Below are 25,898 nucleotides of genomic sequence, written 5' to 3' on the forward strand. Positions count from 1 at the left end.
GCTATCCCCGCAATGCGGCCGCGACCTCGGCGGTGAGCACGTCGTAGCCTTCCGATTCCCGGTTGTAATACCAGGTGTTCTCGTCCGGTTCGAGGCGAAGCGCCGATCGCACCGCGTGGGTGGCGGGACGGAAGCTCGAGCTGCGCGGAATTTCGTCGACGACTCGCACGATGTCGGGGCGCTGGGCGGGGTCGAGGGCACGCAGGCCCTCGGTGACGTCGGCGGGTTCGAGGCGGTGGCCCGCGCGCACGCTCACCACGGCGACCGCGAGCGTGGCACTCGGGGTGCGGCGGCCGAAGGCGACCTCCATATCGACGGCCGTGATGTCGTTGAGCGCATCCACGATCGGCTGGGTGTAGACCGGCCCGCGGGCGGTCGCGATGACGGTGTCGCGGCGGTCCATCAGCCAGTAGTCGCCGTCGCTGTCGCGGCGGAACAGATTCTCCGTCGGCATCCAGGCATCACCGGCGGTGAAGACCCCGCGCAGGCCGCCGCGGGAGATGTCGACAGTGTCGGCGGCCCGCCCGATCAGCAGGCCCACCTCGTTGTCGGCGGCGCGGCGCGCGAAACCCCGTGTGTCGGTGACGATCTGCTCGGCGATCGGATCGTAGGAGATCAGTTCCACCTTCGCCGTGCCCGGCACCGGGCGGCCCTTGCAGCCGATCTTCACGCCGGCCACATTGGCGAGCACCACGTCACCCTCGATCGAGGCGTAGAACTCCAGCACCCGCGCGGGGGCGAACCGCTCCGTGGTGCGCCGCCACAGACCGGCCGGCATGCCGGAGCCGATGAACAGCCGGATCGGATGCGAATGGCCGGCCGGGAAGGTTTCCACGTCGAGGATGTCGCGCAGCATGGTCCAGGTGTAGGTGACCACGGTGACCCCGTAGCGGTGCACCTCCGCGGCGAAGCTGGGCGGATCCAGCGAGCGGGCCAGCGCGATTCGGCTGCCACCGGCCACCGCACCGCCCAGACTCACCAGCAGGCCCGACGAATGATGCAGCGGCGCAAGGCAATACACCGTGTCGCGGCGGTCCAGATCGGCCGCCGACGCGGTGCCGAAGGCCGACAGCGCCCACCGGTGGTTGGTGATGTACTTCAAGTCGAGTTTGTCGCCGGTACCGGTGACCAGGATGAACGCCAGCTCGCGGGCCAACCCGGGATCGGGCCGGAACCAGCCCGGCAAGGCCACCGCCGCCGGGTCGACCTGCTCCAGGTCGACGACATCCGCGCCGTCGGGAATGTCGAGCGTGCGGGCATTGCCGCCACCGAGCACCAGAACCCGGGTTCCGGCGGCGGTCGCGGCCCGCAGGTTCTCCGGATCGGCCACGACCACCGTGGTCCCGGTCGATTCGACCGCCCGCGCGGTCTCGCCGCCGGGTGCCAACAGCACCGCCACCGCCCCGATCCGCGAGAGTGCCGCGACCGAGGCCAGCGCGCTCGGCCGGGTTTCCATCAGCACCCCGACGCGGGTGCCGGGGCGTACGCCCGCCGAGATCAGCCCGCGCACCACGTTGTCGATGCGAGCGCCGACCGCGGCGTGGGTGTGCACCCGGTCGTCGAACAGGAACAGCTCGCGCATCGGCGCGTTGCGCTGTTGTTCGGCGAGCAGGCGGCCCAACGAGATCCGGGTGTGCGGCTGGATCATGCCGAGCCGGGTCAGCCGAGGCAGCGCACGGGCGGCCTCCCCCGGCAGCTCCTTCGATCCGCGCAGCGCGTTACCGGCCAGCGTGCCGAACGCCGCGCCGATTCCGGCACCGGCCTCGGCCAGCGTGGCCGCGGTGTGCACCACCCGGGTGGCCGCGGTGGCCTGGCGGTCGGCGGCGACGTGCTCGTGCATCGGCGCGATCTGTTCGGGCAGGTCACCATGCCCACCCAGCCAGTTCACCCAGTCGCGCACCAGCGGCCAGGTCTGGTTGGTGGCGGTACTGCCCGCCACCAGGCCGAAATGCCCGGCCACCAGCGTGGCCTCGTAGACCTCGGCATTGGGCGCGGCGCGCACGATGCCGCGCACCGCGGCCGGCTGGCCGATATCGTCGACCTCGCCGACGAAGGCGAGGATGGGGCATTTGAGTTCGGCCAGCGAGATCGGCTGATCACGAATGACGAAGCCACCGGACATCATTCGATTGTGCGCGACGAACTGCTTGAGCAGGTCGGCCGCCGCCGGTCCGGAATAGCCCACCCAGCCGTCGTGTGCGAGGAAGCGGCGCTGACGTTCCTTGGGCAGCAACGCCTCTCGATCGTGGAGCTGGCGCAGGAAATCGATGCGGGCCTTGGCCGTCTTCACCGGATCGAGCAGCTGGAAGCCGACCCGGACCATCGCATCGGTGATGGGCAGCCGGGGCAGGACGTGGTCGGCGACGAAATCGGCCACCTCCGACACCAGGCCGTAGGGCAGACCGAACGGCAGCCCGGCGACGATGTCGACCGGGCTGCCGAAGGTGACGATGCTCTGCACGCCCTTGCCGTAGCGGAAGGCGGTGGCCTGGTAGGCGAACATGCCGCCCTGCGAGTAACCCATCAGGTGCACGCCGCGGCCGGTCAGTTCGTTGACCGTGTCGATCGCGCTCGACAGGGCGAGGACGTGGTCGGCCAGATCGCGTTGCCAGCCACCTTCCTCCGTGGCCGGCGATCCGAAATCCAGTACCCAGCAATCGATTCCGGCGCGATGCAAGATACCGACAGCGCCACCCTCGGCATTGACGTCGTAGATGTCGGCATTGACCATCAGCGGCGGCACCAGCAGCGCGACGGGCCGGTCGGCGGCCGGATCGTCCGGGAAGTAGTGGCGCAGCCGGTACATCCGCTTACGTTCGGTGACTTCGAAGGGCGAGGACTCCACATCGTGGGCGAGGCCGCCGAAACGGATGACCTCGAGACCGTTCTGCGCGGTCGCCATCAACCGTCGCGCCGGTCCCGTGAGGGTTCTCGTATCGAATTTCACAACCACTCCCAGCCCTTGCGCCCTGCGCTCACACCTTCACGCCCCCTGCGTGCGGGTCGAGCCTGCCACATCGACAGCCTACTGCGGGCCCGTTGTGACCGGTCCCATCCGCGATCACAGGTTGCACACGGACGGGGTGCGGGTGGAGCAGACCGGGCTACGTTTTCGCGCATGCGGTCACGCCCCGCCGACTGCGCCTCGGCCGCCGTCCGGCCGGTAGGAGACCTGGCCTCGCTGGGGCCCAAAGGTTCTCCTGCGGAAGCGAATTCACCGCGCCGGTGGTTCCGGCCACCGTCCGCGCCGATCGCCGCGCGAGCTTCCTCGGCGATGTCGGCCCCCGGCGACCGGCCGGCAGCGGCCCGGGCCGGCTGCGGCGGCACCGGCGTCGCCGGTCGGCATATCGCGAGGGCAGGTTCCTTTACCTGGTGACAGCCGCCGATAAGGTAGGACGGTGACCGGCACCCACACCACTTCCACCGACAGCACGGTCGACCGCGAGTCCTTGCCCGTCGAACTGGTCGACGAGCAGGGCCGCGCGACCGGAATTTGCCCGGTGTCCGACGCCCACACCGCGCCCGGACGGCTGCACCGCGCGTTCTCGGTGCTGCTGTTCGGGCCGGACGGCCGGGTGCTGCTCCAGCAGCGGGCCGCGATCAAGACCCGGTTCCCGCTGCGCTGGTCCAACACTTGCTGTGGACATCCGGCGCCGGGCCAAGCCCTCGCCGAGGCCGCCGCGGTCCGGCTGGGTGAGGAACTGCGGGTGAGCGCGCAACTGCGCGAGGTCGGCGTCTACCGCTATCGGGCCGACGATCCCGCGACCGGGCGGGTCGAGGACGAATGGGATCACGTACTGATCGGCGAGTTCGCCGGCGTGCCCGACCACCCCGACCCGGCGGAGGTGGCCGCGCTGCGCTGGGTCGATCCCGATCGACTCGACGCCGATATCGCCTCCGCCCCAGCGGATTTCACGCCGTGGCTGTCCGGGGTGCTGGCCACGGCACGCGCCGGCCGCTGAGCCGGCTCACAGATCCAGCAACCAGTCGTTGGGGGCGAACAGTTCGAAGTGAACCTGTTCGTCCGCCACACCGGCCGCCTTCAGCTGGGCCCGTGCGGCCTGCAGGAAGCCAGTGCCGCCGCAGAGATAGATATCGGCGTTGCCGGGCAGGTCGATGCCGGTCAGCGAGAGCAGACCGGGATGCGCGCCGACGCTGGACTCCTCGTACCAGACGTGCAGCTCGGCGTCCGGTAAACCGGCGACCAGATCGGCCTGGGTACCGCGCAGCGGGTGGGTGGATTCGGCCCGGTCGGCATGCAATGCCAGCACACGGCGCGCCGAACCGGTGGCGGCGAGATATTCCAGGATGCCGACCATCGGGGTGACGCCGATTCCGGCCGAGACGAGCACCAGCGGCGTCTGCGCGGCGGTGTCGATGGTCAGATCACCGAACGGCAGCGTGATCTGCAGCCGGTCGCCCACCTCGACGTCGGTATGCAGCCACGACGACACCTCACCCTCGGGCCGGTCACCGACGGCGGTGACACGGCGCACCGCGAAGGCCAGCCGGCCCGCGCCAGGCGCGTTGACGAGGCTGTACTGGCGCAACTGGCGGGCACCGTCGGGCAGGTCGGCGCCGACCGAAACATATTGCCCGGGAACGAAATCCGGAAGCGGTGCGGCCGCGTCGGCGGACTCCACCACGAACGTGACGGTATCGGCGGGATCCTCGATGCGCTGCACCACCCGCACCTCGCGGAAGACCGCGCCCGGTTCGACACCGGCGCCCGAGTACAACTCGTTCTCGAATCCCATCAGCGTGTCGGCCATCAGCCAGTAGACGCGGTCCCAGGCCGCCGCCACCTCGGGAGTTACGGCCTCACCCAGGACGTGCACGATCGCCGCGAACAGATGTTCGCGCACGACCGGATACTGTTCGGGCACGACGCCGAGCGAGGCGTGCTTGTGGCCGATGCGGGCCAGCAGTTGCCGCGGGTGCGGGAGGTTCGGATCGACGAGGTGGGTGGCGAACGTGGCGATCGAGGCGGCCAGCGCACGCTGCTGCTCCCCCTGGGCCTGATTGCCGCGATTGAACATGTTGCGCAGTAGATCGGGATGCGCGGCGAAGAGGCGGCGGTAGAACTCGGCGGTGATGTCGTCGATCCGCGCCCCGATCACCGGCAGGGTCGCCCGCACGATCTCGGCGTGATGTGGTTCCAGTTCGGCGATGGTGTCCAAGGCCGATGTCGACGCGGTCGTCATGGTGAAACTCCTCTTCGAGCAACAATTCCGGTGAATCACCGGGCAAATTCCACGGTAACCATTTCGGGTGCCTGGAATCCAATTTCTCGGTCGTGTGTTCAATTACTGACCGGGTTGCGGATTATGTTGTCCGGGCCACATTTTCATCCGGATATAGCAAAATGCGCTGTGCGACCGAATATGTTGGCGCACAGAGCATTACGAAGAGAGCAGACGTCAGGACACAGCGGAGATATCTGCCGTGAATCCACCGAACGGCAATTTCGGCGACGCCGACAGATGCAGTAATTGCTGCGTCCGCTGATCAACCAGATCACTGAGCGTGTATCGGTCGAGTTCGCGATAGAACGACTCCTGCGCCTCCGCCAGAATCCGGCGCAGGCGGCACGCCCCGGCCATCGGGCAGGGGTGGTCGCCCACACAGTCGACCACCTCGGCCGCCCCCTCGAGGCCGCGCACGATCTGCCCGGCGGTGGCGGTGCGACCGGCGTCGGTGAGGAAGATGCCACCGGCGCGGCCGCGCTGCGACGCCACCAGCCCCAACTCGGAGAGTTTGGTGACGGCCTTGGCCACGTAGTGTTCGGAGGCGTTGACCTGGCGGGCGATCAGCTTCGCGGTAACCCGCTCCTCGGCGCCGCTGCTCACCGCGAGCCGCATCATCGCCCGCAGCCCCAGATCGGTGAATCGCGACAACTGCATTCACCCAGGCTACTCAATTCCGCCTGTGAAAAGCGCATTCACCGGTGTGGGTTCAATTACCTCGTGGCATGCGGATTTTGCGGGCCGGCTCACAGTCACGCCCCGGCGCCGGGCTGCGCGGCTGCGCGGCAACCGTCTGGCACCATGGCCGCCATGGAGCTGATCGGATTCGATCGCATCAGCGCGGCGCGGGATATGCTGGCGCCCGTCATCCGCCGCACCCCCCTGGTGGCCTCGCGGGTGCTGTCCGAACGCACCGGCGCCGATGTGCGGCTCAAATGCGAGAATCTGCAGCGCACCGGATCCTTCAAACCGCGCGGCGCGTACTTCCGGATCGCCAATCTCGCCCCGGAGGAACGCGCCCGCGGGGTGGTCGCCGCGAGCGCCGGCAATCACGGTCAGGGAGTCGCTTGGGCCGCAACGACTCTCGGCCTGACGGCCACCGTTTTCATGCCGGTGGGCGCGCCGCTGCCGAAACTGGTCGCGACCCGCGCCTACGGAGCCACCGTCCATCAGGTCGGCGAGACGGTGGACGAAGCCCTGCTCGCCGCGCAGGATTTCGCCGAGAACAGCGGAGCGACCCTGATCCACCCGTTCGACCATCCCGATATCGTCGCCGGGCAGGCTACGGTCGCGCTGGAGCTGCTGGAACAGTTTCCCGAGGTCGGGACGGTTCTGGTCCCGACCGGCGGCGGGGGTCTGCTCGCCGGAATCGCCGCGGCGCTGCATCCGGTGGCTCCGCAGGTGCGGGTGATCGGGGTGCAGGCGGCGTTGGCGGCGGCCTGGCCGGATTCGCTGCGCCACGGCGAACCCGTCGCGTTACGACGCATGTCGACCATCGCCGACGGCATCGCGGTCGGGCGGCCGGGCGAAGTGCCGTTCGCCCACGTCATCGCCCATCACCCCGCGATCGTCACGGTCGACGAGGATGCGCTCTCGGCCGCGGTGCTGCTGTGCCTGGAGCGGGCGAAGCTCGTCGTGGAGCCCGCGGGTGCGGCGGCGGTGGCCGCCCTGCTGAGTCTTCCCGCCGCCGACCTGCGCCTGCGGGGGCCGGTGTGCGCGGTCGTCTCCGGTGGCAATGTCGATCCGATCCTGCTGACCCGCATCATCGGGCAGGGGCTGAGCACCGGCGGCCGCTACCTCGCGGTGCGGATCACCATCTCGGATCGGCCGGGCAGCCTGAGCCGGCTACTGGATACGGTGGCCGGAACCGGGGCGAACGTACTCGACGTGGTGCACGCTCGCACCGGCGCGAGCCTGAAGATCGACGAGGTGGAAGTGCTGCTGACGCTCGAGACACGCGGCCCGGCCCACCGCGACGACGTCCTCGACGCGATGCGGCACGCGGAATACCTTGTGCGCGTGCAGGACTGATCCTCGCCTCAGTGTGCGCCGCCCAGCTCCAGTGCCAGCACTCCCGCGATCAGCAGCGCGATACCGCCGATCTGCACCGCCGAGAGCGGCTCGTCGAGAAACAGCACGCCGATCGTGGCGACCAGCGCCACACCGATCGCCGACCACACCCCGTAGGCGACGCCGACCGACATCCCCCGCTTCAACGCCTGCGACAGGAAGAGGAACGCCGCCACGTAGCCGACCACCACGATGATCGAGGGCACCACCTTGGTGAACCCCTCGGACAGCTTCAGCGACACCGTCGCCGACACCTCGGTCACGATGGCCAACCCGAGAAAGAGGAACATCATGCGCGCACGATATCGGGCGCGGTGACCGAAGCGCGGGCAAGCACCCGCTCAGCCGCGTAGACGGCCACACGGGTGGCGGAGCCGACCCATACACGGCGCGCGGCAACCGATAGGCCGCCGCCGGATCAGCTCAGCCAGGTACGGGCTTCGGCGGCGGTGGCGCGCACCTCACCCAGCTGTTCGGCGACCCGCACCCCGGCGGTACCACCGCGGGAGTTGCGAGAGGCGATGGACCCCCGCACCGTGAGCACCTCGCGCACCTGCGGCGTCAACGCCGGATCCACGGCGGCGAACTCGGCATCGGTGAGCTCGTCCAGGCCGACGCCTCGGGCCTCGGCGGCGCGCACGCACGCACCGGCCGCCTCGTGCGCCACACGGAACGGAACGCCCTGGCGCACCAGCCATTCCGCGATATCGGTGGCCAGGGTGTAACCGGCGGGCGCCAGTTCGGCCATCCGCTCGGTGTGGAAGGTCAGGGTGGAGACGAGACCGGCGATGGCGGGCAGCAGAAGTTCCAGCTGTGCCACCGAATCGAACAGTGGTTCCTTGTCTTCCTGCAGGTCCCGGTTGTACGCCAGCGGTTGCGCCTTGAGAGTGGCGAGCAGGCCGGTGAGGTTGCCGATCAGGCGCCCGGCCTTACCGCGAGTCAGCTCCGAGACATCGGGGTTCTTCTTCTGCGGCATGATCGACGATCCGGTGGACCAGGCATCGGCGAGTGTGATGTAGCCGAATTCCGGCGTGCTCCAGATGATGATCTCCTCCGCCATGCGTGAGAGATCGACCGCGATCATCGCGAGGACGAAGGCGGCCTCGGCGGCGAAGTCGCGCGCGGAGGTCGCATCGATCGAATTGGCCGCGGCGGCATCGAAATCCAGATCGGCGGCGATGGCCTCGGGGTCGAGACCCAGCGACGATCCGGCGAGCGCGCCCGAACCGTAGGGTGAGATCGCGGCGCGCTTGTCGAAGTCGCGCAGCCGGTCGACATCACGCAGCAGCGGATGGGCGTGGGCGAGCAGTTGATGGGCCAGCAGCACCGGCTGGGCCGCCTGCAGGTGGGTCTTGCCGGGCATCACCGCATCCGGATGCGCGGCGGCCTGCTCGACCAGGGCGTCGACGACCTCGAGCACGCCGAAAGCGATGCGGCGCACCGCATCACGCAACCACATGCGGAACAGTGTGGCGACCTGATCGTTGCGAGAACGCCCCGCGCGCAGCCGGCCGCCGAGTTCGGCGCCGACCCGATCGATCAGACCGCGTTCGAGCGCACCGTGCACATCCTCATCGGATTCGGCCGGAGTGAAGGCGCCGGCGGCGACATCGGCCGCGAGCCGGTCGAGCCCGTCCAGCATGCCCGCCAGATCGGCCTCCGACAGCAGTCCAGCTTTGTGCAGCACACGAGCGTGGGCCTTGGACGCGCGAATGTCGTAGGGCGCCAGCGTCCAGTCGAAATGGGTCGATTTGCTCAGCGCCGCCATGGCCGCGGCGGGGCCGGAGGCGAAACGACCACCCCACAGCGCGCCCTCGTTGGTGGCTTGGCTCATCGGTTCTCGTCTCCTCGTGTGGCGGTCATCAGAATATGTCGGTTCAGTTCGGCGCGAGCCGCCTCGGACTGCTCGCGGCCGCGGTCGGACAGGAGGGCGACCGGATCCCCGGTCGTGACGGCCCAGCCGTGCGCGAGGAACCATTCGCGCGGGTCGGTGCGCCCCTCCCAGGGATATATGAGGTCTTCGAGGTTCAGCGTGATCCCGGCCTCGGCGAGCAGTCGCGCGCGGCGTTCGCGCAGTGCGGGCGAGTCCTTGCGCGGGCCGCGGCCGATGTTGAGCCCGATCCGGCTACCCGGCGCGCTGAGAGCCGCGAGATCGTCGAACAACCGGTCCTGCACCTCGCCGGGCAGGTAGCGCAGCAGCCCCTCCGCCAGCCAGGCCGTCGGCTCGGTCGAATCGAAACCGTTGTCCCGCAGTGCCTTCGGCCAATCCTGCCGCAGATCGACCGCGATCGCACGGCGCTCGGCGGAGGGCTGCACATCGGCGAGCACGGAATCCTTGAACGACAGCACCTTCGGCTGATCGATTTCGAAAACGACGGTGCCGGAAGGCCATTCGAGCCGGTAGGCGCGGGCATCGAGCCCGCTCGCGAGGATCACGACCTGCCGGATACCAGCGGCGGAGGCGGCAGCGAAGTACTGGTCGAAGTAGACCGTGCGAGCGATGAGCATCGCGGCAAGTGGGCTGTGGCCAGTGCCGCCCGCGGCGGTTCCGCTGCCCAGGCCGTCCACACCGGAACGGGTGTCGCCCTCGCTCATCGCGTTGCCCGTGCCCTCGCTGCCGCACGATGCCGCCCCGACCTGCGCGCGCATGATGCGGCTCCAGCCCGAACCGGCGGCCTCGACCAAACGCTCGGCGTAGGGATCGCGGAACAGCGCATCCGGGCGCCGGGTTTCGGCCGCCCGCATCGCGGCCACGCCGATCGCGGTCGCACCGACGCTTTCGGTGATATCCCAGCTGTCGTCGTCACTGCGCACGGACATCTCCTCCCGTTCGGGCTGCGTCGCCTCCTACACGATGCGCACCCTGCGGTCGTGCGGCTTCACCCGGTGGCAGGCTACTCCGCACCGCGCGCAGTGCCGGATACCGCGGCCCGGCCGAACGCTCGACCGAGCCCGCGGTGATGCCTACTTCTTGGACAGATCCCGGCGGGCGGCGACCTTGGAGGACAGGCCGTGGATCTGGACGAAGCCCTTGGCCAGCGACTGGTCGAAGCTGTCGCCCTCGTCGTAGGTGGCCAGGTTGAAGTCGTAGAGCGATTCCTCGCTGCGGCGGCCGTTGACGACGACATTGCCGCCGTGCAGCACCATCCGCACCTCACCGGAAACGTGCTGCTGGGTGTCGCGCACGAAGGCGTCCAGGGCGCGCTTGAGCGGGGAGAACCACAGGCCGTCGTAGACCAGCTCGCCCCAGCGCTGCTCCACCTGGCGCTTGTAGCGGCCGAGTTCACGCTCGACGGTGACGGCCTCGAGCTCCTGGTGGGCGGTGATCAGCGCGATGGCGCCCGGCGCCTCGTAGATCTCGCGGCTCTTGATGCCGACCAGGCGGTCCTCGACCATGTCCAGCCGGCCGACGCCCTGGCGGCCCGCCCGCTTGTTCAGTTCGGTGATGGCCTCGAGCACGCTCACCGGGCGACCGTCGATGGCGATCGGCACGCCCTTGTCGAAGGTGACGATCAGTTCGTCGGGCGCCTCGAAGTTGACGGTCGGGTCGACGGTGTAGTCGTAGACGTCCTTGGTCGGCGCGTTCCACAGATCCTCGAGGAAGCCGGTCTCCACCGCGCGGCCCCACAGGTTCTGGTCGATCGAGAACGGGGACTTCTTGCTCACGGTGATCGGCAGCGCGTTCTCCTCGGCGAAGGCGATGGCCTTCTCGCGGGTCCACGCGTAGTCGCGCACGGGGGCGATGACGTTCAGGTCGGGCGCGAGCGCGCCGATGCCGACCTCGAAGCGAACCTGGTCGTTGCCCTTACCGGTGCAGCCGTGGGCGACGGTGGTCGCGCCGTGATACTCGGCCGCCTCGACCAGGTGCTTGACGATCAGCGGGCGGCTGATCGCGGACACCAGCGGGTAGCGGCCCATGTAGAGGGCGTTGGCCTGCACGGTCGGCAGGCAGTACTCGTCGGCGAATTCGTCACGGGCGTCGACCACGATGGCCTCGACCGCGCCGCAGTCCAGTGCGCGCTGGCGCACCACGTTCATATCCTCGCCGCCCTGGCCCAGATCGATCGCGACGGCGACCACCTCGGCCCCGGTCTCCTTGCCGATCCAGCTGATGGCAACGGAGGTGTCCAACCCGCCGGAATAGGCGAGTACGACGCGATCGGCCATATCTGATGCTCCTCAGGTTCGTGCGTATGCGTAGGGGTGCGCGATGTCACCGGCGCGATGTGCCGCCGCTACCCGCCCTCGGACGGCTCACATCAACTGCAAATGATTATGCATGATGATGCAATCCCATTCATAACCGGGGGTGGGGACCTCATCGCCCGATCGCACGGGCGCCCCGCCCGGCACGCGGCCCGGGTCGGATCAACTGCGGCTTTTCACCCCGAAACCCCTGGAGGTCAAAGAAATTGCCGCAATCGGGTATCTCCGATGTGGCACCCTGATAGCGAACGGCACCACGTGCCCGGGAAAGGCGGACCCATGCTCTCCACGTTTGCGGGTTATTTCGGCACGATCGGCTCCGATGTGCTGGCGATCGGACAATCGGTGATCAACCTCATCTCCGACCTGATCGGCGCGGGCGGCGCGGGCACGCCGGGCGGATCCGGCGGGACCTATCCGCCGGGACAGTACCCGCTGGCCTGAACCGCCGCAGCCGCGCTCGCGTTTCCGGGTCCGGCACTCATCCGAAGCTGACCCGTTCGAGCCAGAAGTCGAACAGTTCCCGGTCGCCCAGAATCTCGAGATCGGCGCCCTCCACCGGACGGCGCCGGTAGATCACCAGCAAGAGTTCGGTGAGCGGACCGCGGATCGCGACCGCGGCGCGTTCGTGGGCACGCCGCCAGCCGATGGCCTCGCCGGTGAGATCGACGATCCATTCGGCATGCAGATCCTCGGAAGTGTCGGTGGCGTGGAAGTGCAGGGTGCGGCCGGGGCCGAGCAGTTCCCGGGATTCCGGTTTGTACTCGAACATGACCGGCAGCGAGGCCAGTTCCAACCACTCGTCGATCGCGTCCGCGGCCACATCCGGCGCGGCGTGATACTCCGCGCCCAGAGCGAGCGTGGCGTCCGCGCGATGGATCAGCGTTTCGTGGGTGAACCGGCGGGCGTAGAAGTCGGTGGTCGGCACGACCGGCACCGGTGTCCACAGCTCGAGGCCGGGCCCGGCCCTGCGAAGTTCGGCGGACAGAGCCGCGGCCCCCTCGGCGAGCCAGCCGCGTAATTGCTCGGGGTCCTCGTCCAGATATCCGGAAAGATCCCGGAACGCGAAATCGTCCTCCGGCAACGGTTCCCGCACCCGGTCGGCGACCGCCGCCCGCGCCCACCGCTGTGCGCCGCCGAGGTGGCGGCCGAGCTGACCGACGGTCCAGCCGGGGCAGGTCGGAACGGAAACCGAGGTGTCGGCGTGTGCGAGCGCGGCTCGCAGCAAGTCGGTCTGGGCCACGATCTCATCGCAGTACTGCTCGAAGGTCAGCGCCATGCGCACACCCTAGGTACGGGCACCGACAGGTTCGCAGGCTCGACGCCTCAGGCGGTCCCGAGTGTGCCGGTGACGATCCGGCGAATCCGCTCGTAGTCCGGATCGGTGGGCGCCGGTGGCCGTTCGGGCCACTCGCCCGGCGCCTGCTCGATTCCGAACAGGACCGCGGCGAAGCGCGGATAGATTGCGAGAGAGAGGATTTCGTCCACGACGGCGAGCGTCTCGGAGTCCGGCAGGTTCCAATTCGGCCCGACGAACGCGGCGAGATTGCGCCGCGTGGTCGCGAAGATGGCGTCGTAGAAGTCGGCGGCGGCAGCCGGCACCCGCTCCGCCTCGGCGATCACCAGCCGGCAGGTTCGCACCGATTGAATCCACACTCGATCTGGTCGCCGACAGCGAGCAGCCGATCCGGGTGATCGCCCGCGACCCGGCACGCCTGGCCCCGCATATTCGCGAGCGGGTCGAAGTGGTGCAGGGATCGACCACCGACCGCGAAGTCGTCGCCGCCGCGGCGAAGGGGGCCGACACCGTGTTCTGGCTGGTTCCGCCCAATCCGTCGGCGCCCAGCGTGCCCGGGCACGTCCTGGAATTCGTCACGCCGCTGTGCGAGGCGCTCGACAGCATCGGCCGGATCGTCGCCGTGTCCAGCCTGGGCCGCGCCAACGGCCGTAAGGCGGGCCAGATTTCGGCGATCTTCGCCATGGACGCGCTGATCGAGAGCAGCGGGGTGCATTACCGGTCGCTGTGCCCGCCCGGATTCATGGACAATATGCTGCGGCAGGTCGATCCGATCCGGAACCTCGGCACCTTCTTCGGCACCGTCTCCGGCGATCTCCGGTTGCCCGCCTGTGCCACGCGGGATATCGCGGCCGTCGCGGCCCGGCTGCTGCTCGACGATTCCTGGACCGGACAGGAGAGCGTGGAGATCCGTGGTCCGGAAGATCTGTCGCACAACGATATGGCGGGCATCATGTCCGAGGTACTCGGCCGCCCGATCGGCTACCAGCAGGTCTCGGCGGCCGAATACACGGCGTCGCTGACGGCACACGGGATGAGCGCGGCCTGGGCGCAGGGCCTGGCGGATATGTCGGCCGCGGTCGACGACGGCCTCTACGACACGCCGCGCACACCGGAGGTCTACTCCCCCACCGGTTTCCGGCAGTGGTGCGAGGAGGTGCTCGCTCCGGCGGTCGCCGGCTGATTCGTCCGATTCGGGCTTCCGCTCCGGAATGTCGCCCGCGTAATCGGCGAATCGACCCGTACGGAACGACCAATCCCATTGATCGACAACACCTTCCGGTCGGCCGGGAATCCGTGCACGAGCGCTTGGTTTCGCATATCATCCGAGCGAGACGACCCCGTGCCGACAGGAATGTGATGACCGCATCCGACAGCAGTGCGACCCCCGATGCCGAGGTGCCCAGCAGTGCCCGCATCTACGACTACGCATTGGGCGGCAAGGACAACTACGAAGTCGACCGCCGCGCCCTCGAGAAGGTTATGGAGAGCTTTCCGACGGTGCGGATCGCAGCCCGGCACAATCGGCAATTCATGCACCGCGCGGTCGATGTGCTGGCGAACGCCGGGGTGAAACAGTTCCTCGACATCGGTACGGGTATTCCGACCGAACCCAATCTGCATCAAGTGGCGCAGGAGCGGGCACCGGAGGCCCGCGTGGTGTACGTCGACAACGACCCGGTGGTGCTGGCCCACGCGCGCGCCCTGCTCGCGGGATCGCCCGAGGGCCGCACCGCCTACATCGAGGCCGACCTCACCGATCCCGAGGCGATCCTGGCCGCACCGGAACTGCGCGAGACCCTCGATCTGGCCAGTCCGGTGGCGTTGAGCCTGGTCGCCGTGCTGCATTTCCTGTCCGCCGAACAGAATCCGGCCGGCCTACTGAAGACCCTGCTCGACAGCCTCGCGCCCGGCTCGTTCGTCATCGCGTCACACATCACCGCCGATCTGGACCCGGAAGGTATGGACCGGGCGCTCGAAATGTATCGGCGCAGTGCCGTGTACGCGCAGGCTCGTACCCGCGACGAATTCGCCGCCTTCTTCGACGGTCTCGAACTGCTGGATCCGGGCGTGGTCGCGGTCAACCGCTGGCGTCCCGGCATCGAACCGCCGTCCTGGCTCGACGCACAGGTCAACTGCTGGGGCGCGGTCGCCCGGAAACCGTAGGTTCCACGGCTCAGCCGCGCCAGTCCGGATCGCGTCCCAGGAGGGCGACGATGTTGTCCAGCGCCGGGCGCGATTCGTCCTCGGCCAGACGGGACCGATAGGCGCCGCCCGGGCCGTTGAGCGGGCTGCCCGGCGCGGTGATCGAGCGCGCGATGGGCAGTGCCGCGGCCGCCAATCGCCGCGGAACGGGACAGGGGCGACGCAGTGCCCGCGCGAGGTCCCAGCGATGAGTGAGCATGTCCACCAGATGGACGCCCAGCACTCGTTCGGTGGCGAGCGGACCGGACCGGGGCAGCACCACGACCTCACCGGAGCGCTCGATCGCCGCGATCCACCGGGCGGTGATGTGCGCGAACGCCGCGCGCGGATCGTCCGCGAATTCGGCCGACGTGCCGAGCACCGAGGCGTTGACCGCCTCGTGCCGCTCGTTCATATGCGTGATCAGGTCGGCGACGTCCCATCCCGCGCACGGCGTCGGCGCCGTGAGATCCGCATCCTCGAGTGTGACCACATCATGTCCGATCAGGGCCAGAGCCATCGCGTCCAGCCGCAGAAGTTCGCTCATCACAACACCTTTCACAGTTTAGCGAACGCTCGTTCGCCAAATGACTATAGCGAACGATCGTACGCTATGCTGGGCTGATGTCACCTCGCCGTTCCGCCGTCGACGCATCCCGCACGCGGGACCGGATCGTCTCCGTAGCTGTCGAGCAGGCGTCGCTAGTGGGCCTGGAGGGTGTGACAATCGGATCGATCGCCGAGAACCTGGAGATGAGCAAGGCCGGCGTCGTCGGCCCTTTCGGCTCCCGTGAACAGCTGCAACTCGCGGCCTTGGAACAAGCCGGAAAGATCTTCCGAGAGGCAGTGATCGCACCGCTGGAAGGATTGCCGCCGGGGACCGAACGGCTGGGACGGCTGATCGACAACTGGATGGCCTATCTGGCCGAATGCCCTTTTCCCGGAGGCTGTTTCGTCACCGCGGCCTCGACCGAACTCGACGGCCGACCGGGAATGCTCCGCGATCGCCTCCGCGGGTACGTGGACGGCGCCCGCGCAGCGCTGGAATCCGAAATCATCGCCCATCAAGCAGACTCGGACGGACCCCACCGTCCGGTGGACGAACTGGTCACCACCGTCATCGGAATTACGATGGCGGTCAACCAGGAAATTCAACTGCTGAATGATCCCCGCGCCGCCGATCGCGGGAGGGCGGCGCTTCGAGCCGCCCTCGGGCTGCCCGAGCCGACGCGTCGATCTCCGGGCCGGGCGGGACGTCGGCCCACGCCGTAACCCGCACAGCCCCCTCGCGGGACACCGGAGCGGGCGCGGACTCCGCTCGAATGAGTCGCCGGCGGCGGGGTCACTCGAATACGATGACCACGTGCCCGACCACCGGGCATGCCGGTTGCTTGCAGGACGAGCGCGGCAGCAGCGAGGACTGAAACCCGTGGCGATCACCCTCGCCCGGACCCGTTTACGACCGCCGGGCGAGTCCTCCACCGTCCTGATCCCTTCGCGTCGGCATGAGGAGACGGCGCGGAATCGGCCGTCTACGCCAGGTGTTCGATCTTCGCGGCCAGTTCCGCACCCGTCATGGGTTCGCGGGCGATGACCGCGATGGTGTCGTCACCGGCGATGGTGCCGACCACCTCGGGCAACGCGGCGCGGTCGAGTGCGCTCGCCAGGAAGTGCGCCGCACCCGGCGGCGTGCGCAGCACCGCGAGATTGCCGCTGTGATCGGTGGAGACCAGCAGGTCGCCGAGCAGTTTGGAGAGCCGGGACGTGCCGCCGGTGACGCCGCGCACGGGGCTGCCGTCCTCGGGGACGACATAGATGCCGGCGCCACCGTCGGCCGCGCGCAGTTTCACCGCGCCGAGTTCGTCCAGATCACGCGACAGAGTGGCCTGGGTGGTTTCGATGCCCTCGTCGGCGAGCAGGGCCGCCAACTCGGTCTGACTGCGAACCGCGTTGGCGGACAACAGTTCCACGATGCGCTGCTGGCGGCCGGCGCGAGTGCGTGCGATGGCCGGGCCGGTGCGCGGACCCTCCGATCCAGCGCCGGACCCGTTCGCTCTCGCCGTGCTCACGCCGCACCGCCCGATCGTCGCTCCAGCAACCACACCAGCAGCGCCTTCTGCGCGTGCAACCGGTTCTCGGCCTCGTCCCACACCACACTGTGCGGGCCGTCGAGCACCTCATCGGTGATCTCCTCGCCCCGATGCGCCGGAAGGCAATGCAGCACAACCACATCCGCGGCGGCGTGCGCGAGCAGCGCGGCGTTCAGCTGGAACGGGCGGAACGGGCCGACCCGGTCCAGGCCGTCGTTCTCCTGGCCCATCGAGGTCCAGGTATCGGTGACCAGGGCGTCGGCACCGGTGGCCGCCGCGACCGGATCCTCGGTGAGCGTGATCGTGGCACCGGTTTCGGCGGCACGTTTGCGGGCGGCCTCGAGCACCCAGTCGTAGGGCTGGAAACCCTCGGGCGCGGCGATGGTCACATCCAGCCCGGCCGTGACGCCGCCCAGCAGCAGCGAATGCGCCATATTGTTCGCACCATCGCCGAAGTAGGTGAGTTTGCGGCCGGCGAGTTCGCCCTTGCGTTCCCGCAACGTCAGCAGATCGGCCAGCACCTGGCACGGATGGAATTCGTTGGACAGCGCGTTCACCACGGGAACCGTTGCCGCCGAGGCCATCTCGTCGAGCCGGTGTTGCTCGAAGGTCCGCCAGACGACGGCGTCGACGTAGCGCGAGAGCACCCGTCCGGTGTCGGCGAGCGTTTCCTCGCGACCCAGCTGGGTGTCGCGGCCGTCGACCACGACCGCGTGCCCGCCGAGTTGCGCGATGCCCATCTCGAAGGAGAACCGGGTGCGGGTGGAGTTCTTCTCGAAGATCACGCCCACCCCGCGCGGCCCCTCCAGCGGCCGACGAGAGATCGGCGCCGCCTTCAATTCCGCTGCCAGCGCGAGGATTTCGGCCTGTTCGGCGGGCGTGACGTCGTCGTCACGCAGGAAATGCCGCACCATGGTCACTCACTCTCCTGGAAAGCCGCGTCGAGGATGCCGGGCAGGTCGACGAGGAATCCCTGGGCCTGTGCCTCGGTCAGGATCAGCGGCGGGGCCAACCGGATCACATTCGGCTTCGGCGGGTTGATCAGATAGCCGGCGGCGCGTGCGGCTTCCTCGACCTTCGCCGAAACATCCTGGGTGAGTTGGATTCCGATGAGCAGCCCGGCCCCGCGAACATGATCGATCAGCGGATGTCCGAGTTCCTCGATACCGTCGATCAGCGTCTTACCGACCGATTCCACATGCGCGGCCAGCCCCTGCTCGTCGATGGTCCGCAGCACCGCCAGCGCCGCCGCGGCGCTGACCGGATTACCGCCGAAGGTGGTGCCGTGCAGTCCGGGGGTGAGCAGTTCCGCCGCCGGACCCTGCGCCAGCACCGCGCCGATGGGCAGACCGCCACCGAGCCCCTTGGCCAGCGTCATCACATCGGGCACGATGCCCGCGGCCTGGTGCGCGAAAAACGGTCCGGTGCGGCAGATTCCGGTCTGCACCTCGTCGAGGATCAACAGCGCGCCGCGCTCGGAGGTGATCCGGCGGGCCTCGGCCAGATAGTCCGGCGGCGGCACGATCACGCCGCTCTCCCCCATGATCGGCTCGAGGAAGACCGCGGCGGTATCGGAATCCACCGCGGCGGCCAGCGCGGCGGCGTCACCGTAAGGCACGTGCACGACACCGGGCGGCATCGGTTCGAACGGCGCCCGCTTCGACGGCTGTCCGGTGAGCGCCAGCGCTCCCATGGTGCGGCCGTGGAATGCCTCCTCGCAGGCGACGATCGTGTGCCGTCCGGTGAGGCGTGCGATCTTGAACGCCGCCTCGTTGGCCTCGGTGCCCGAATTGCAGAAGAACGCCCGGGCTGTGCCGATGCGGCCCGAGCGGGGGCCCTCCGTGGTTACGCCGGCTGCCTCCTCCGAGCCCTGACCGATCGGGCCGGTGCCGTCACCGAAGTGCGCGAGCAGTCGCTCGGCCAGTTCGAGCACCGGCTCGCTGACATACAGATTCGAGACGTGGCCGAGGGTGGCGAGCTGCTGGGCGACGGCCTCCAGAATCGCCGGATGGGCGTGGCCCAGGCTGTTGACCGCGATACCGCCCAGGAAGTCGACGTAGCGTTTGCCCTCGGCGTCGTATACGACCGCGCCCGAGCCGCGCACCAGCGCCACCTTCGGGGTGCCGTAGTTGTTCATCAGCGCGGACGACCACCGCTGCTGCAATTGCTCTGTGCTCATGACGTTGTCGCTCATGACGTTGTCGTTCCTGCCGTCTCGGGTGGGGTCACCATCGTTCCGATGCCTTCCCCGGTGAACAGTTCCAGCAGTACCGCATGCGGCACCCGGCCGTCGATCACGTGTGCGGTCGGGACACCGGCCCGCACGGCGCGCAGGCAGGCCTCCATCTTCGGCACCATGCCGGCGTCCAGGCTGGGCAGCAGGGCGGCCAAGGCGTCGGTATCGATATGGGTGGTCAGCGACGAGCGGTCGGGCCAATTCGTGTACAGGCCTTCGACATCGGTGAGCACCACCAGCTTCTCCGCGCCGATGCCCTGGGCCAGCGCGGCGGCGGCGGTATCGGCGTTGATGTTGTGCACCACGCCGTCGGCATCGGGCGCGATGGTCGAGACCACCGGAATGCGCCCGGCGCGAACGAGATCCAGCACCGCGTCCGGATTGACGGCGGTGACGTCGCCGACCAGGCCGATATCGGTCGGCTCGCCGTCGACGGTGACGGTGCGGCGGGTGGCGGTGAACAGCCGCGCGTCCTCACCGGAGATGCCGACCGCGTACGGGCCGTGCGCGTTGATCAGCCCGACCAGTTCCCGGCCGACCTGACCGAACAGCACCATCCGCACCACATCCATCACCTCGGGCGTGGTGACGCGGAAGCCGCCGCGGAATTCGCCCTGCAGCCCAAGCTTTTTCAGCATGGCGCTGATCTGCGGGCCACCACCGTGCACCACGACCGGGTGCACGCCGACGGTGCGCAGGAACGCCATATCGGCGGCGAAGGCGTGTTTGAGGGTGTCGTCGATCATGGCGTTGCCGCCGTATTTGACGACCACGATCTTGTCGCGGAACTTCTGCAACCACGGCAGTGCGCCCGCCAGCACATGCGCTTTGTCCAGCGCGGACAGGTCCTGGGTGGTCACCGGAACCTCCGGCGTCGCTTCCGTGGTCATGAGCTGTAGGCCGAATTCTCTTCGACGTATCCGTGCGAGAGGTCGGTGGTGCGCACGGTGGCGGTGCCGTCGCCGAGACCGAGTTCCACCAGCACGGCGATGTCGGGTCCGGACAGATCCACCTCACGCGCACCGGGAGCGCCGGTTCCGTTGACACACACCGGATTTCCGTTGAACGACACGGTGACTCGATCCGGATCCAGTTCGATGGGAGCGATGCCCACCGCGGCCAGCACCCGGCCCCAGTTCGGATCGGAACCGAAGAACGCGGTCTTGACCAGCGAGTCGCGGGCGACCGCGCGAGCGGCGATCAAGGCCTCGTCCTCGCTCACCGCCCCGGTGACGGTGATCTCGACCCGCTTGGTGACGCCTTCGGCATCGGCCATCAGCTGCGCGGCGAGATCGTCGCACACCGCCAGCACCGCGGCGTCGAGCTCGTCCTGGCTCGGCGTGACGCCGCTGGCGCCGTTGGCCAGCAGCAGTACGGTGTCGTTGGTCGAGCAGGAGCCGTCGACGTCGAGGCGGTCGAAGGTGAGCCGAGTCGCGTTGCGCAGGGCGGTATCCAGCTGTTGCGGCGTGGCGGCGGCGTCGGTGGTGACCACCACGAGCATGGTCGCCAGCGACGGGGCGAGCATGCCCGCGCCCTTGGCCATCGCGCCGACATTCCATTTGTCGGCGTGGTGGAACGCGGCCTGCTTGGGCACGGTGTCGGTGGTCATGATGGCGTGCGCGGCATCGGCGCCACCGGACAGCCCGCCCGCCATCTCGTGCACGATCTCGGTCACGCCGGGCAGCAGTTTGTCCATCGGCAGCCGGTCACCGATCAAACCCGTTGAGCAGACCGCGATCTCACCCGCACCGGTCTCGGTTCCCCAGTTGCTCAACGCTTTCGCCAGTTCCTCGGCGGTGGCGTGAGTGTCCTGGAATCCGCCCGGGCCGGTGCAGGCGTTGGCGCCGCCGGAATTGAGGATCACCGCGCGCAGGCGCCCGCTGGTGAGCACCTGCTGCGACCACAGCACCGGCGCGGCCTTCACCTTGTTGCGGGTGAACACGCCCGCCGCGGCGTAGTCGGGCCCCTCGTTGAAAACCAATGCCAGATCGAGCTTTCCGTTGGCCTTGATACCGGCTGCGATACCGGCGGCCCGGTATCCGAGCGGTGCGGTCACACCCTGGGTGCGGACCAGTCTGCCGCCGGCGATATCGGTGTCGGTCACGGTGCCACTCCTACGGTGGAAAGTCCGGCGGTCTCGTCGAGACCGAGAGCGAGATTCATCGATTGCACCGCGGCGCCCGCGGTGCCCTTGGTCAGATTGTCGATCGCGCCGATCACCACCAGCGTGCGGGCGGCGGTGTCGACGGCCACCTGCAGGGTGATGGCGTTGGAGCCGACTACCGAACCGGTCTGCGGCAGCACGCCTTCGGGCAGCAGGTGAACGAACGGTTCGTCGCCGTAGGCCTTGTCGTAGACCGCGCGGGCGGCGGCCAGGTCGGCCACCGCGCCCGCGGCATCGGGGCGCAGCCGAGCGGTACAGGTGGCCAGGATGCCGCGCGGCATCGGAGCCAGCACCGGCGTGAACGAGACTGTGACATCGCCGATGTCGGCACCGGTGGCCGCGGCCGCGGCCTTCAGGTTCTGCGCGATCTCCGGGGTGTGGCGGTGCGCGCCGGCGATGTTGTAGGCGCGGACCGAGCCCATCACCTCCGAACCGAGCAGTCCCACGTCGAGTTTGCGGCCCGCACCCGAGGTGCCGCTGACCGCGACCACGGTCACATCCGGTTCGACGATGCCCGCCCCGACCGCCGGCGCCAGCGCCAGACTCGACACCGTCGGATAGCAGCCCGGCACCGCGATCCGGGTGGCCCCGCGCAGCTGTTCCCGGGCGCCGGGCAGCTCCGGCAGACCGTAGGGCCAGGTTCCGGCATGCGGGGATCCGTAATAGGTCTCCCAGTCCTGCGGGTCGATGAGCCGGAAATCGGCCCCGCAATCGATGATCACCGTGGATTCCGGCAACTGCTCGGCGATGGCCGCGGACTGCCCGTGCGGCAGCGCGAGAAACACCACGTCGTGCCCGGCCAGCACCTCCGCCGTCGTCGCCGCGAGCACCCGATCGGCCAGCGGCAGCAGATGCGGCTGCAGCTGCGCCAGCGTGGTACCGGCATTGGATCCCGCGGTCAGCGCCCCGATCTCGAGGCGCCCGGCTCGATACTCCGGATGTCCCAGCAGCACACGCAGGACCTCACCGCCCGCATATCCGCTCGCACCAGCTACCGCGACCCGCACCACAGGCCCACTCGAGGTATCCGCCATGTGATGATTATGCACGATCATGCAAGCTCATTCACGGGCGGGTCGCGGATCCGTGGGCACAGGATCGCTCCGGTCGGTGAAGACCCAGTTCGGCAACGATATGTGACAACCGGCCCTTCCCGCCGTCACAGCCGGTCGCGACGCTGAGATCATGAATCGCCGCACCCACGCGGATCCGTTGCTCGCGGCCGAGGCCGCCGCGGCATCGGGTGCGCCCGCGCTACGAATGACAGGGGTCGGTAAGACCTACGGTTCCGGTGCGGGACAGGTGGTCGCGCTGCGCGACGTGGATCTGGAGATCCGGCCGGGGCAGTTCGTGGTCCTGCTGGGTCCGTCGGGGTCGGGTAAAACCACGCTGCTGAACCTGGTGGGCGGGATCGAGGAGCCCTCGGGTGGTGTCATCGAAGTGGCGGGCATGGATATCGGCGCGCTGAACAACAAGCAGCGCACCGCGTTCCGTCGGGACCGCGTCGGGTTCGTCTTCCAATTCTTCAATCTGGTCCCGACCCTGACCGCGCTGGAGAACGTGGAGATCCTGGCGGAGCTGACGGGGCCGGATGCCGCCGCCCGCAGTCGCGCCGCGCTGAACCTCGTCGGTCTCGCAGATGTCGCCGACCGATTTCCGGGACAGCTGTCGGGCGGACAGCAGCAGCGCGTGGCCATCGCCCGGGCGATCGTGAAGGAACCGCCCCTGCTGCTGTGCGATGAACCCACCGGCAGTCTCGACCTCATCACCGGCCGACAGGTGCTGGCCGTATTGCGCGGTCTCGCGCGGGAGGGCCATCACACCGTCCTGATCGTGACGCACAACTCCGAGATCGCCCGGATGGCCGACCGCGTGGTGTGGCTACAGTCGGGTGAGATCAGCCGTTCCGAGTGGGTGGACCATCCGGTTGAGGCGTCGGAGTTGCAGTGGTAGGCCGGGCGCTACTGCGCAAACTGCGCCGGGATCTATGGCGGCAGCGCTGGCAATTCCTGGCGGTCGCCACGGTGCTGGCGATCGGCGTCGCGGCGTTCGTCGCGGCCTCGAGCGCCTACCGCAATCTCGATCAATCGTTCTCCCGGGCCTACAGTGCGCAACGACTGCCCGACGCGGTCGTCTCCGGCCCGGGCGCCGGACAATCCGTTCCGGCATTCGAGGCGCTACCGGGCGCGCCGGTGGCCGAGGTCAGGCATCAGAGCGAGGTCGGCATTCGCATCGGGGGACGGACCTTCCTCGGCCGCGCGATCGGTGTCCCGGACGGGTCGCAGCCCGAGGTTTCCCGGCTCTCGATGCGGTCGGGAAGGTTGCCGTCGGCGGGCCGGCTCGTGGTCGAACAGCACCTCGCCGATCACTACGACATGCACCCCGGCGACAGCGTCGAACTTCTGAATCCCGGCGGCTGGCAAGCGATTCCGGTCGCCGGTTCGGCGTTGTCGACGGAGTACTTCTGGCCCGCCCGCTCCACGCAGGAGATCATGACCACCCCCGAGCACTTCGGCGTCGTGTTCCTTCCCGACCGCGATCTGGTCCGGAATCTGCCCGATCCGGTGGAACAGGTCGCGTTGTACGCGACCGATCGTGCTGCGGCGGGTGATCTGGTCAGGGCAGCCGGGCACTACACGCGAGCACATGGACTGCAGCTTGTCCCGCGCGATGAGCAGCCGTCGTATCGAGCCCTGCAGGACGACGTCGCCGCATTCGGGACCTTCGCGAATCTGTTGCCGTGGTTGTTCCTGGCCGCAGCGGTGCTCGGGACCTACGTGCTGCTGTCCCGCGTGGTGGCAGCGCAGCGGGCGGTCATCGGAACCCTTGCCGCCAACGGCTTCTCCCCCGCGCTACTGCGCCGGCATTACCTCGGATACGGCGTGGCGTGCGCGGTGCTCGGCATCGTTCCCGGTCTGGCCGGGGGCTATCTGCTCGGCGGCTGGATCACCACCCGCTATACCCAGGCTCTCGGATTGCCCTTGCATGTGACCGCATTGCATCCGGGCATCCTGATCATCGCTTCCGCCGCGACCCTGACCGCCGCGACCGTTGCCGCATGGGCGCCCGCGCGAGCCGCAGCGCGAATGTCGCCCGCCGAAGCCATGCGAGTCGCGCCGCCGTCCCGGCGCGGCGGACGCAGCGTCCTCGAACGCCTCGTTCCACCGCTCGAACGCGCGCCGGCACGCTGGCGGATGATGCTGCGGGCCGTATTGCGGAACCGTCGCCGCACGGTGTTGACCATAGTCGGTGTGGCCGTCTCGGTAAGCCTGGTGATGGTGTTCGCCGGATTGCGCGACACCGTCGCGACACTCATCGACCGGCAGTACGGCCGCATCATGCTGCAGGACGCCGAGATCGCGACCGCCCCCGGCACCACCGATTCGGTGCTGAACCGCGTCCGGCAGGACCCCGACGTCGCCGCGGCCGAGCCGATGGGCCGCTACGACGTGGCACTCTCGGCCGGAGATCGTCACTACGACACCCTCGTGATCAGCTTGCCGCCCACGACGCAGATGCACCGGTTCATCGCAAAGTCCGGTTCGAACCAGTTGTCCGGCAAGGGGTTACTGCTCGGCTCGGGGCTGCATGACACCCTGGGCGTCTCAGTCGGGGACGCGATCGATGTCGCCGATACCGCCACCGGGCAACACATATCGGCACCGATCGCCGGATTCGTCGACGAGCCGCTGTCCCCGGTTGTCTACGTTTCGGCCGACTACCTGCGGCAGGCTATAGGTCCCGTACCGGATACCGGCGTGCTGGTGAAGCTGCGGCCCGGCGTGACCGATCAGCGTGCCGTCTCCGATCGGCTCACCGCGATCCCCGGTGCGGTCGCATACCTTTCCACGGCCACCGTGGCCTCGGCCATGCGGCAGGCATTCGCGATGTACGACACGCTGGTGGGAATCATGCTGATTTTCGCCGCCGCCATGGCCGCGGCGCTGCTTTTCAACGCGATGTCGGCCAACATCGGTGAGCGGCTGGGAGAACTCGGCGCCCTGCGGGCGGCGGGCATGGGTACCGGAATGCTGTCGCGCCTGATCGCCGCCGAGAATCTCGTCCTCGTCGTGGTCGGCATTCCGCTCGGCATCGGATGTGGCATCCTGCTCGCCCGTAGGCTGCTGGCCACCTACGAAAATCAGGGCGCCCGTCTCGAATTGGCGATGAGTCCGCCGACACCGATACTTGTCGCGATCGCCATTCTGGCCGCCGCGATCGCCGTCCAACTTCCCGCACTGCGCCGCGTCCGCGACATGGACATCGCCCGCATCGTCCGCGAGCGCTCACTCTGACAAGGGGGCACTCGGGCCCGCGTAGCACACCGTCCCGACCATCACCGGAGTCATCGGGCTGTCCCGCGCCCGATCGCATCGGTTGCCGCGGAACCCGGCGACGAAGGTCG

The 25,898-nt window shown here is 68.7% G+C and carries 24 protein-coding genes; 8 read left to right on the forward strand and 16 right to left on the reverse strand.

Annotated features, from left to right (window positions below):
• Position 1 precedes the first annotated feature (1 nt).
• Positions 2–2,953: an AMP-binding protein gene (locus C5E41_RS17940; protein ID WP_104376964.1), complete on the reverse strand. Its 2,952-nt coding sequence runs from the start codon at positions 2,951–2,953 to the stop codon at positions 2–4.
• A 445-nt stretch (positions 2,954–3,398) separates the two neighbouring features.
• Between C5E41_RS17940 and idi the strand changes: the two genes are divergently transcribed.
• Positions 3,399–3,962: an isopentenyl-diphosphate Delta-isomerase gene (gene idi / locus C5E41_RS17945; protein ID WP_258081048.1), complete on the forward strand. Its 564-nt coding sequence runs from the start codon at positions 3,399–3,401 to the stop codon at positions 3,960–3,962.
• A 6-nt stretch (positions 3,963–3,968) separates the two neighbouring features.
• On the opposite strand, the gene C5E41_RS17950 is transcribed toward idi, so the two are convergent.
• Together C5E41_RS17950 and C5E41_RS17955 are read right to left on the reverse strand one after the other, a co-directional pair.
• The gene (locus tag C5E41_RS17950; protein WP_104376965.1) at positions 3,969–5,204 is read right to left on the reverse strand and encodes a globin domain-containing protein; all 1,236 of its coding nucleotides are present in this window, start codon (positions 5,202–5,204) and stop codon (positions 3,969–3,971) included.
• 216 nt (positions 5,205–5,420) lie between these two features.
• Positions 5,421–5,903 (reverse strand): RrF2 family transcriptional regulator, encoded by a 483-nt coding sequence (locus C5E41_RS17955; protein ID WP_104376966.1) that lies wholly within the window; start codon positions 5,901–5,903, stop codon positions 5,421–5,423.
• A 144-nt stretch (positions 5,904–6,047) separates the two neighbouring features.
• On the opposite strand from C5E41_RS17955, the gene ilvA reads away from it, so the two are divergent.
• The gene (ilvA, locus tag C5E41_RS17960) at positions 6,048–7,277 is read left to right on the forward strand and encodes a threonine ammonia-lyase (protein WP_104376967.1); all 1,230 of its coding nucleotides are present in this window, start codon (positions 6,048–6,050) and stop codon (positions 7,275–7,277) included.
• Positions 7,278–7,285: 8 nt separating this feature from the next.
• Here ilvA and C5E41_RS17965 read toward each other — a convergent pair whose 3' ends face one another.
• From C5E41_RS17965 to C5E41_RS17980, 4 genes are all read right to left on the reverse strand, one after another.
• Positions 7,286–7,609: a DMT family transporter gene (locus C5E41_RS17965; RefSeq protein ID WP_104376968.1), complete on the reverse strand. Its 324-nt coding sequence runs from the start codon at positions 7,607–7,609 to the stop codon at positions 7,286–7,288.
• 125 nt (positions 7,610–7,734) lie between these two features.
• Positions 7,735–9,150 (reverse strand): argininosuccinate lyase, encoded by a 1,416-nt coding sequence (gene argH / locus C5E41_RS17970; protein ID WP_104376969.1) that lies wholly within the window; start codon positions 9,148–9,150, stop codon positions 7,735–7,737.
• A complete protein-coding gene (locus tag C5E41_RS17975) occupies positions 9,147–10,130 on the reverse strand; it encodes an SAM-dependent methyltransferase (RefSeq protein WP_439956375.1) in 984 nt (327 codons plus the stop codon). Before C5E41_RS17975 ends, argH begins: the two co-directional genes overlap by 4 nt.
• A 150-nt stretch (positions 10,131–10,280) precedes the next feature.
• Entirely contained in the window at positions 10,281–11,483 is a 1,203-nt protein-coding gene (locus tag C5E41_RS17980; RefSeq protein ID WP_030518242.1) for an argininosuccinate synthase, read from the reverse strand.
• A 318-nt stretch (positions 11,484–11,801) separates the two neighbouring features.
• On the opposite strand from C5E41_RS17980, the gene C5E41_RS33925 reads away from it, so the two are divergent.
• A complete protein-coding gene (locus C5E41_RS33925; protein ID WP_181063291.1) occupies positions 11,802–11,966 on the forward strand; it encodes a hypothetical protein in 165 nt (54 codons plus the stop codon).
• A gap of 37 nt (positions 11,967–12,003) precedes the next feature.
• Here the strand turns inward: C5E41_RS33925 and C5E41_RS17985 are convergent, their stop codons facing one another.
• Positions 12,004–12,801 (reverse strand): maleylpyruvate isomerase family mycothiol-dependent enzyme, encoded by a 798-nt coding sequence (locus tag C5E41_RS17985; protein WP_104376971.1) that lies wholly within the window; start codon positions 12,799–12,801, stop codon positions 12,004–12,006.
• A 47-nt stretch (positions 12,802–12,848) separates the two neighbouring features.
• Positions 12,849–13,163: a hypothetical protein gene (locus C5E41_RS33930; protein WP_181063302.1), complete on the reverse strand. Its 315-nt coding sequence runs from the start codon at positions 13,161–13,163 to the stop codon at positions 12,849–12,851.
• A gap of 20 nt (positions 13,164–13,183) precedes the next feature.
• On the opposite strand from C5E41_RS33930, the gene C5E41_RS17990 reads away from it, so the two are divergent.
• Together C5E41_RS17990 and C5E41_RS17995 are read left to right on the forward strand one after the other, a co-directional pair.
• Positions 13,184–14,002 carry an NAD(P)H-binding protein gene (locus tag C5E41_RS17990; RefSeq protein ID WP_258081057.1) on the forward strand — a complete coding sequence of 273 codons (819 nt, stop codon included), beginning with the start codon at positions 13,184–13,186 and terminating at the stop codon, positions 14,000–14,002.
• Between the two features lie 176 nt (positions 14,003–14,178).
• Positions 14,179–14,985, forward strand: coding sequence for an SAM-dependent methyltransferase (locus C5E41_RS17995; RefSeq protein ID WP_104376972.1), 807 nt, complete (start codon positions 14,179–14,181; stop codon positions 14,983–14,985).
• A 10-nt stretch (positions 14,986–14,995) separates the two neighbouring features.
• Here C5E41_RS17995 and C5E41_RS18000 read toward each other — a convergent pair whose 3' ends face one another.
• Complete coding sequence (locus C5E41_RS18000; RefSeq protein WP_104376973.1) at positions 14,996–15,550, reverse strand: TIGR03086 family metal-binding protein; 555 nt, start codon at positions 15,548–15,550, stop codon at positions 14,996–14,998.
• A gap of 173 nt (positions 15,551–15,723) precedes the next feature.
• Here C5E41_RS18000 and C5E41_RS18005 point away from each other — a divergent pair, with 173 nt between their 5' ends.
• Entirely contained in the window at positions 15,724–16,275 is a 552-nt protein-coding gene (locus tag C5E41_RS18005) for a TetR family transcriptional regulator C-terminal domain-containing protein (protein ID WP_308706129.1), read from the forward strand.
• 260 nt (positions 16,276–16,535) lie between these two features.
• Here C5E41_RS18005 and C5E41_RS18010 read toward each other — a convergent pair whose 3' ends face one another.
• From C5E41_RS18010 to argC, 6 genes are read right to left on the reverse strand one after another with little or no spacing between them, the layout of a single operon-like run.
• Entirely contained in the window at positions 16,536–17,009 is a 474-nt protein-coding gene (locus tag C5E41_RS18010) for an arginine repressor (RefSeq protein ID WP_030518235.1), read from the reverse strand.
• A 59-nt stretch (positions 17,010–17,068) separates the two neighbouring features.
• Positions 17,069–18,007, reverse strand: coding sequence for an ornithine carbamoyltransferase (gene argF, locus C5E41_RS18015; protein WP_104376975.1), 939 nt, complete (start codon positions 18,005–18,007; stop codon positions 17,069–17,071).
• A 2-nt stretch (positions 18,008–18,009) separates the two neighbouring features.
• Positions 18,010–19,287, reverse strand: a complete 1,278-nt coding sequence (locus C5E41_RS18020) for an acetylornithine transaminase (RefSeq protein WP_258081049.1) — start codon at positions 19,285–19,287, stop codon at positions 18,010–18,012.
• Positions 19,284–20,219: an acetylglutamate kinase gene (gene argB, locus C5E41_RS18025; RefSeq protein ID WP_104376976.1), complete on the reverse strand. Its 936-nt coding sequence runs from the start codon at positions 20,217–20,219 to the stop codon at positions 19,284–19,286. The genes C5E41_RS18020 and argB overlap by 4 nt, the downstream gene beginning before the upstream one ends.
• Positions 20,216–21,433 (reverse strand): bifunctional glutamate N-acetyltransferase/amino-acid acetyltransferase ArgJ, encoded by a 1,218-nt coding sequence (gene argJ / locus C5E41_RS18030; protein ID WP_104376977.1) that lies wholly within the window; start codon positions 21,431–21,433, stop codon positions 20,216–20,218. Before argJ ends, argB begins: the two co-directional genes overlap by 4 nt.
• Positions 21,430–22,527 (reverse strand): N-acetyl-gamma-glutamyl-phosphate reductase, encoded by a 1,098-nt coding sequence (argC, locus tag C5E41_RS18035; RefSeq protein ID WP_104377063.1) that lies wholly within the window; start codon positions 22,525–22,527, stop codon positions 21,430–21,432. The genes argJ and argC overlap by 4 nt, the downstream gene beginning before the upstream one ends.
• A gap of 151 nt (positions 22,528–22,678) precedes the next feature.
• On the opposite strand from argC, the gene C5E41_RS18040 reads away from it, so the two are divergent.
• Both C5E41_RS18040 and C5E41_RS18045 read left to right on the forward strand, forming a co-directional pair.
• Positions 22,679–23,446, forward strand: a complete 768-nt coding sequence (locus C5E41_RS18040; protein ID WP_104376978.1) for an ABC transporter ATP-binding protein — start codon at positions 22,679–22,681, stop codon at positions 23,444–23,446.
• Positions 23,440–25,788 (forward strand): ABC transporter permease, encoded by a 2,349-nt coding sequence (locus C5E41_RS18045; protein ID WP_104376979.1) that lies wholly within the window; start codon positions 23,440–23,442, stop codon positions 25,786–25,788. The genes C5E41_RS18040 and C5E41_RS18045 overlap by 7 nt, the downstream gene beginning before the upstream one ends.
• Positions 25,789–25,898: the final 110 nt, after the last annotated feature.

The sequence above is a fragment of the Nocardia nova genome, from assembly GCF_002933465.1.
GTDB lineage: Bacteria > Actinomycetota > Actinomycetes > Mycobacteriales > Mycobacteriaceae > Nocardia > Nocardia nova_B.

Bases quoted from the DNA above. Each gene is read 5' to 3' on its own strand.
- C5E41_RS17950 (WP_104376965.1), bottom strand. From the start codon at position 5,204: ATGACGACCGCGTCGACATCGGCCTTGGACACCATCGCCGAACTGGAA.
- C5E41_RS17955 (WP_104376966.1), bottom strand. From the start codon at position 5,903: ATGCAGTTGTCGCGATTCACCGATCTGGGGCTGCGGGCGATGATGCGG.
- ilvA (WP_104376967.1), top strand. From the start codon at position 6,048: ATGGCCGCCATGGAGCTGATCGGATTCGATCGCATCAGCGCGGCGCGG.
- C5E41_RS17965 (WP_104376968.1), bottom strand. From the start codon at position 7,609: ATGATGTTCCTCTTTCTCGGGTTGGCCATCGTGACCGAGGTGTCGGCG.
- argH (WP_104376969.1), bottom strand. From the start codon at position 9,150: ATGAGCCAAGCCACCAACGAGGGCGCGCTGTGGGGTGGTCGTTTCGCC.
- C5E41_RS17980 (WP_030518242.1), bottom strand. From the start codon at position 11,483: ATGGCCGATCGCGTCGTACTCGCCTATTCCGGCGGGTTGGACACCTCC.
- C5E41_RS33925 (WP_181063291.1), top strand. From the start codon at position 11,802: ATGCTCTCCACGTTTGCGGGTTATTTCGGCACGATCGGCTCCGATGTG.
- C5E41_RS17985 (WP_104376971.1), bottom strand. From the start codon at position 12,801: ATGGCGCTGACCTTCGAGCAGTACTGCGATGAGATCGTGGCCCAGACC.
- C5E41_RS17995 (WP_104376972.1), top strand. From the start codon at position 14,179: ATGACCGCATCCGACAGCAGTGCGACCCCCGATGCCGAGGTGCCCAGC.
- C5E41_RS18000 (WP_104376973.1), bottom strand. From the start codon at position 15,550: ATGAGCGAACTTCTGCGGCTGGACGCGATGGCTCTGGCCCTGATCGGA.
- argF (WP_104376975.1), bottom strand. From the start codon at position 18,007: ATGGTGCGGCATTTCCTGCGTGACGACGACGTCACGCCCGCCGAACAG.
- C5E41_RS18020 (WP_258081049.1), bottom strand. From the start codon at position 19,287: ATGAGCGACAACGTCATGAGCACAGAGCAATTGCAGCAGCGGTGGTCG.
- argB (WP_104376976.1), bottom strand. From the start codon at position 20,219: ATGACCACGGAAGCGACGCCGGAGGTTCCGGTGACCACCCAGGACCTG.
- argC (WP_104377063.1), bottom strand. From the start codon at position 22,527: ATGGCGGATACCTCGAGTGGGCCTGTGGTGCGGGTCGCGGTAGCTGGT.
- C5E41_RS18040 (WP_104376978.1), top strand. From the start codon at position 22,679: ATGAATCGCCGCACCCACGCGGATCCGTTGCTCGCGGCCGAGGCCGCC.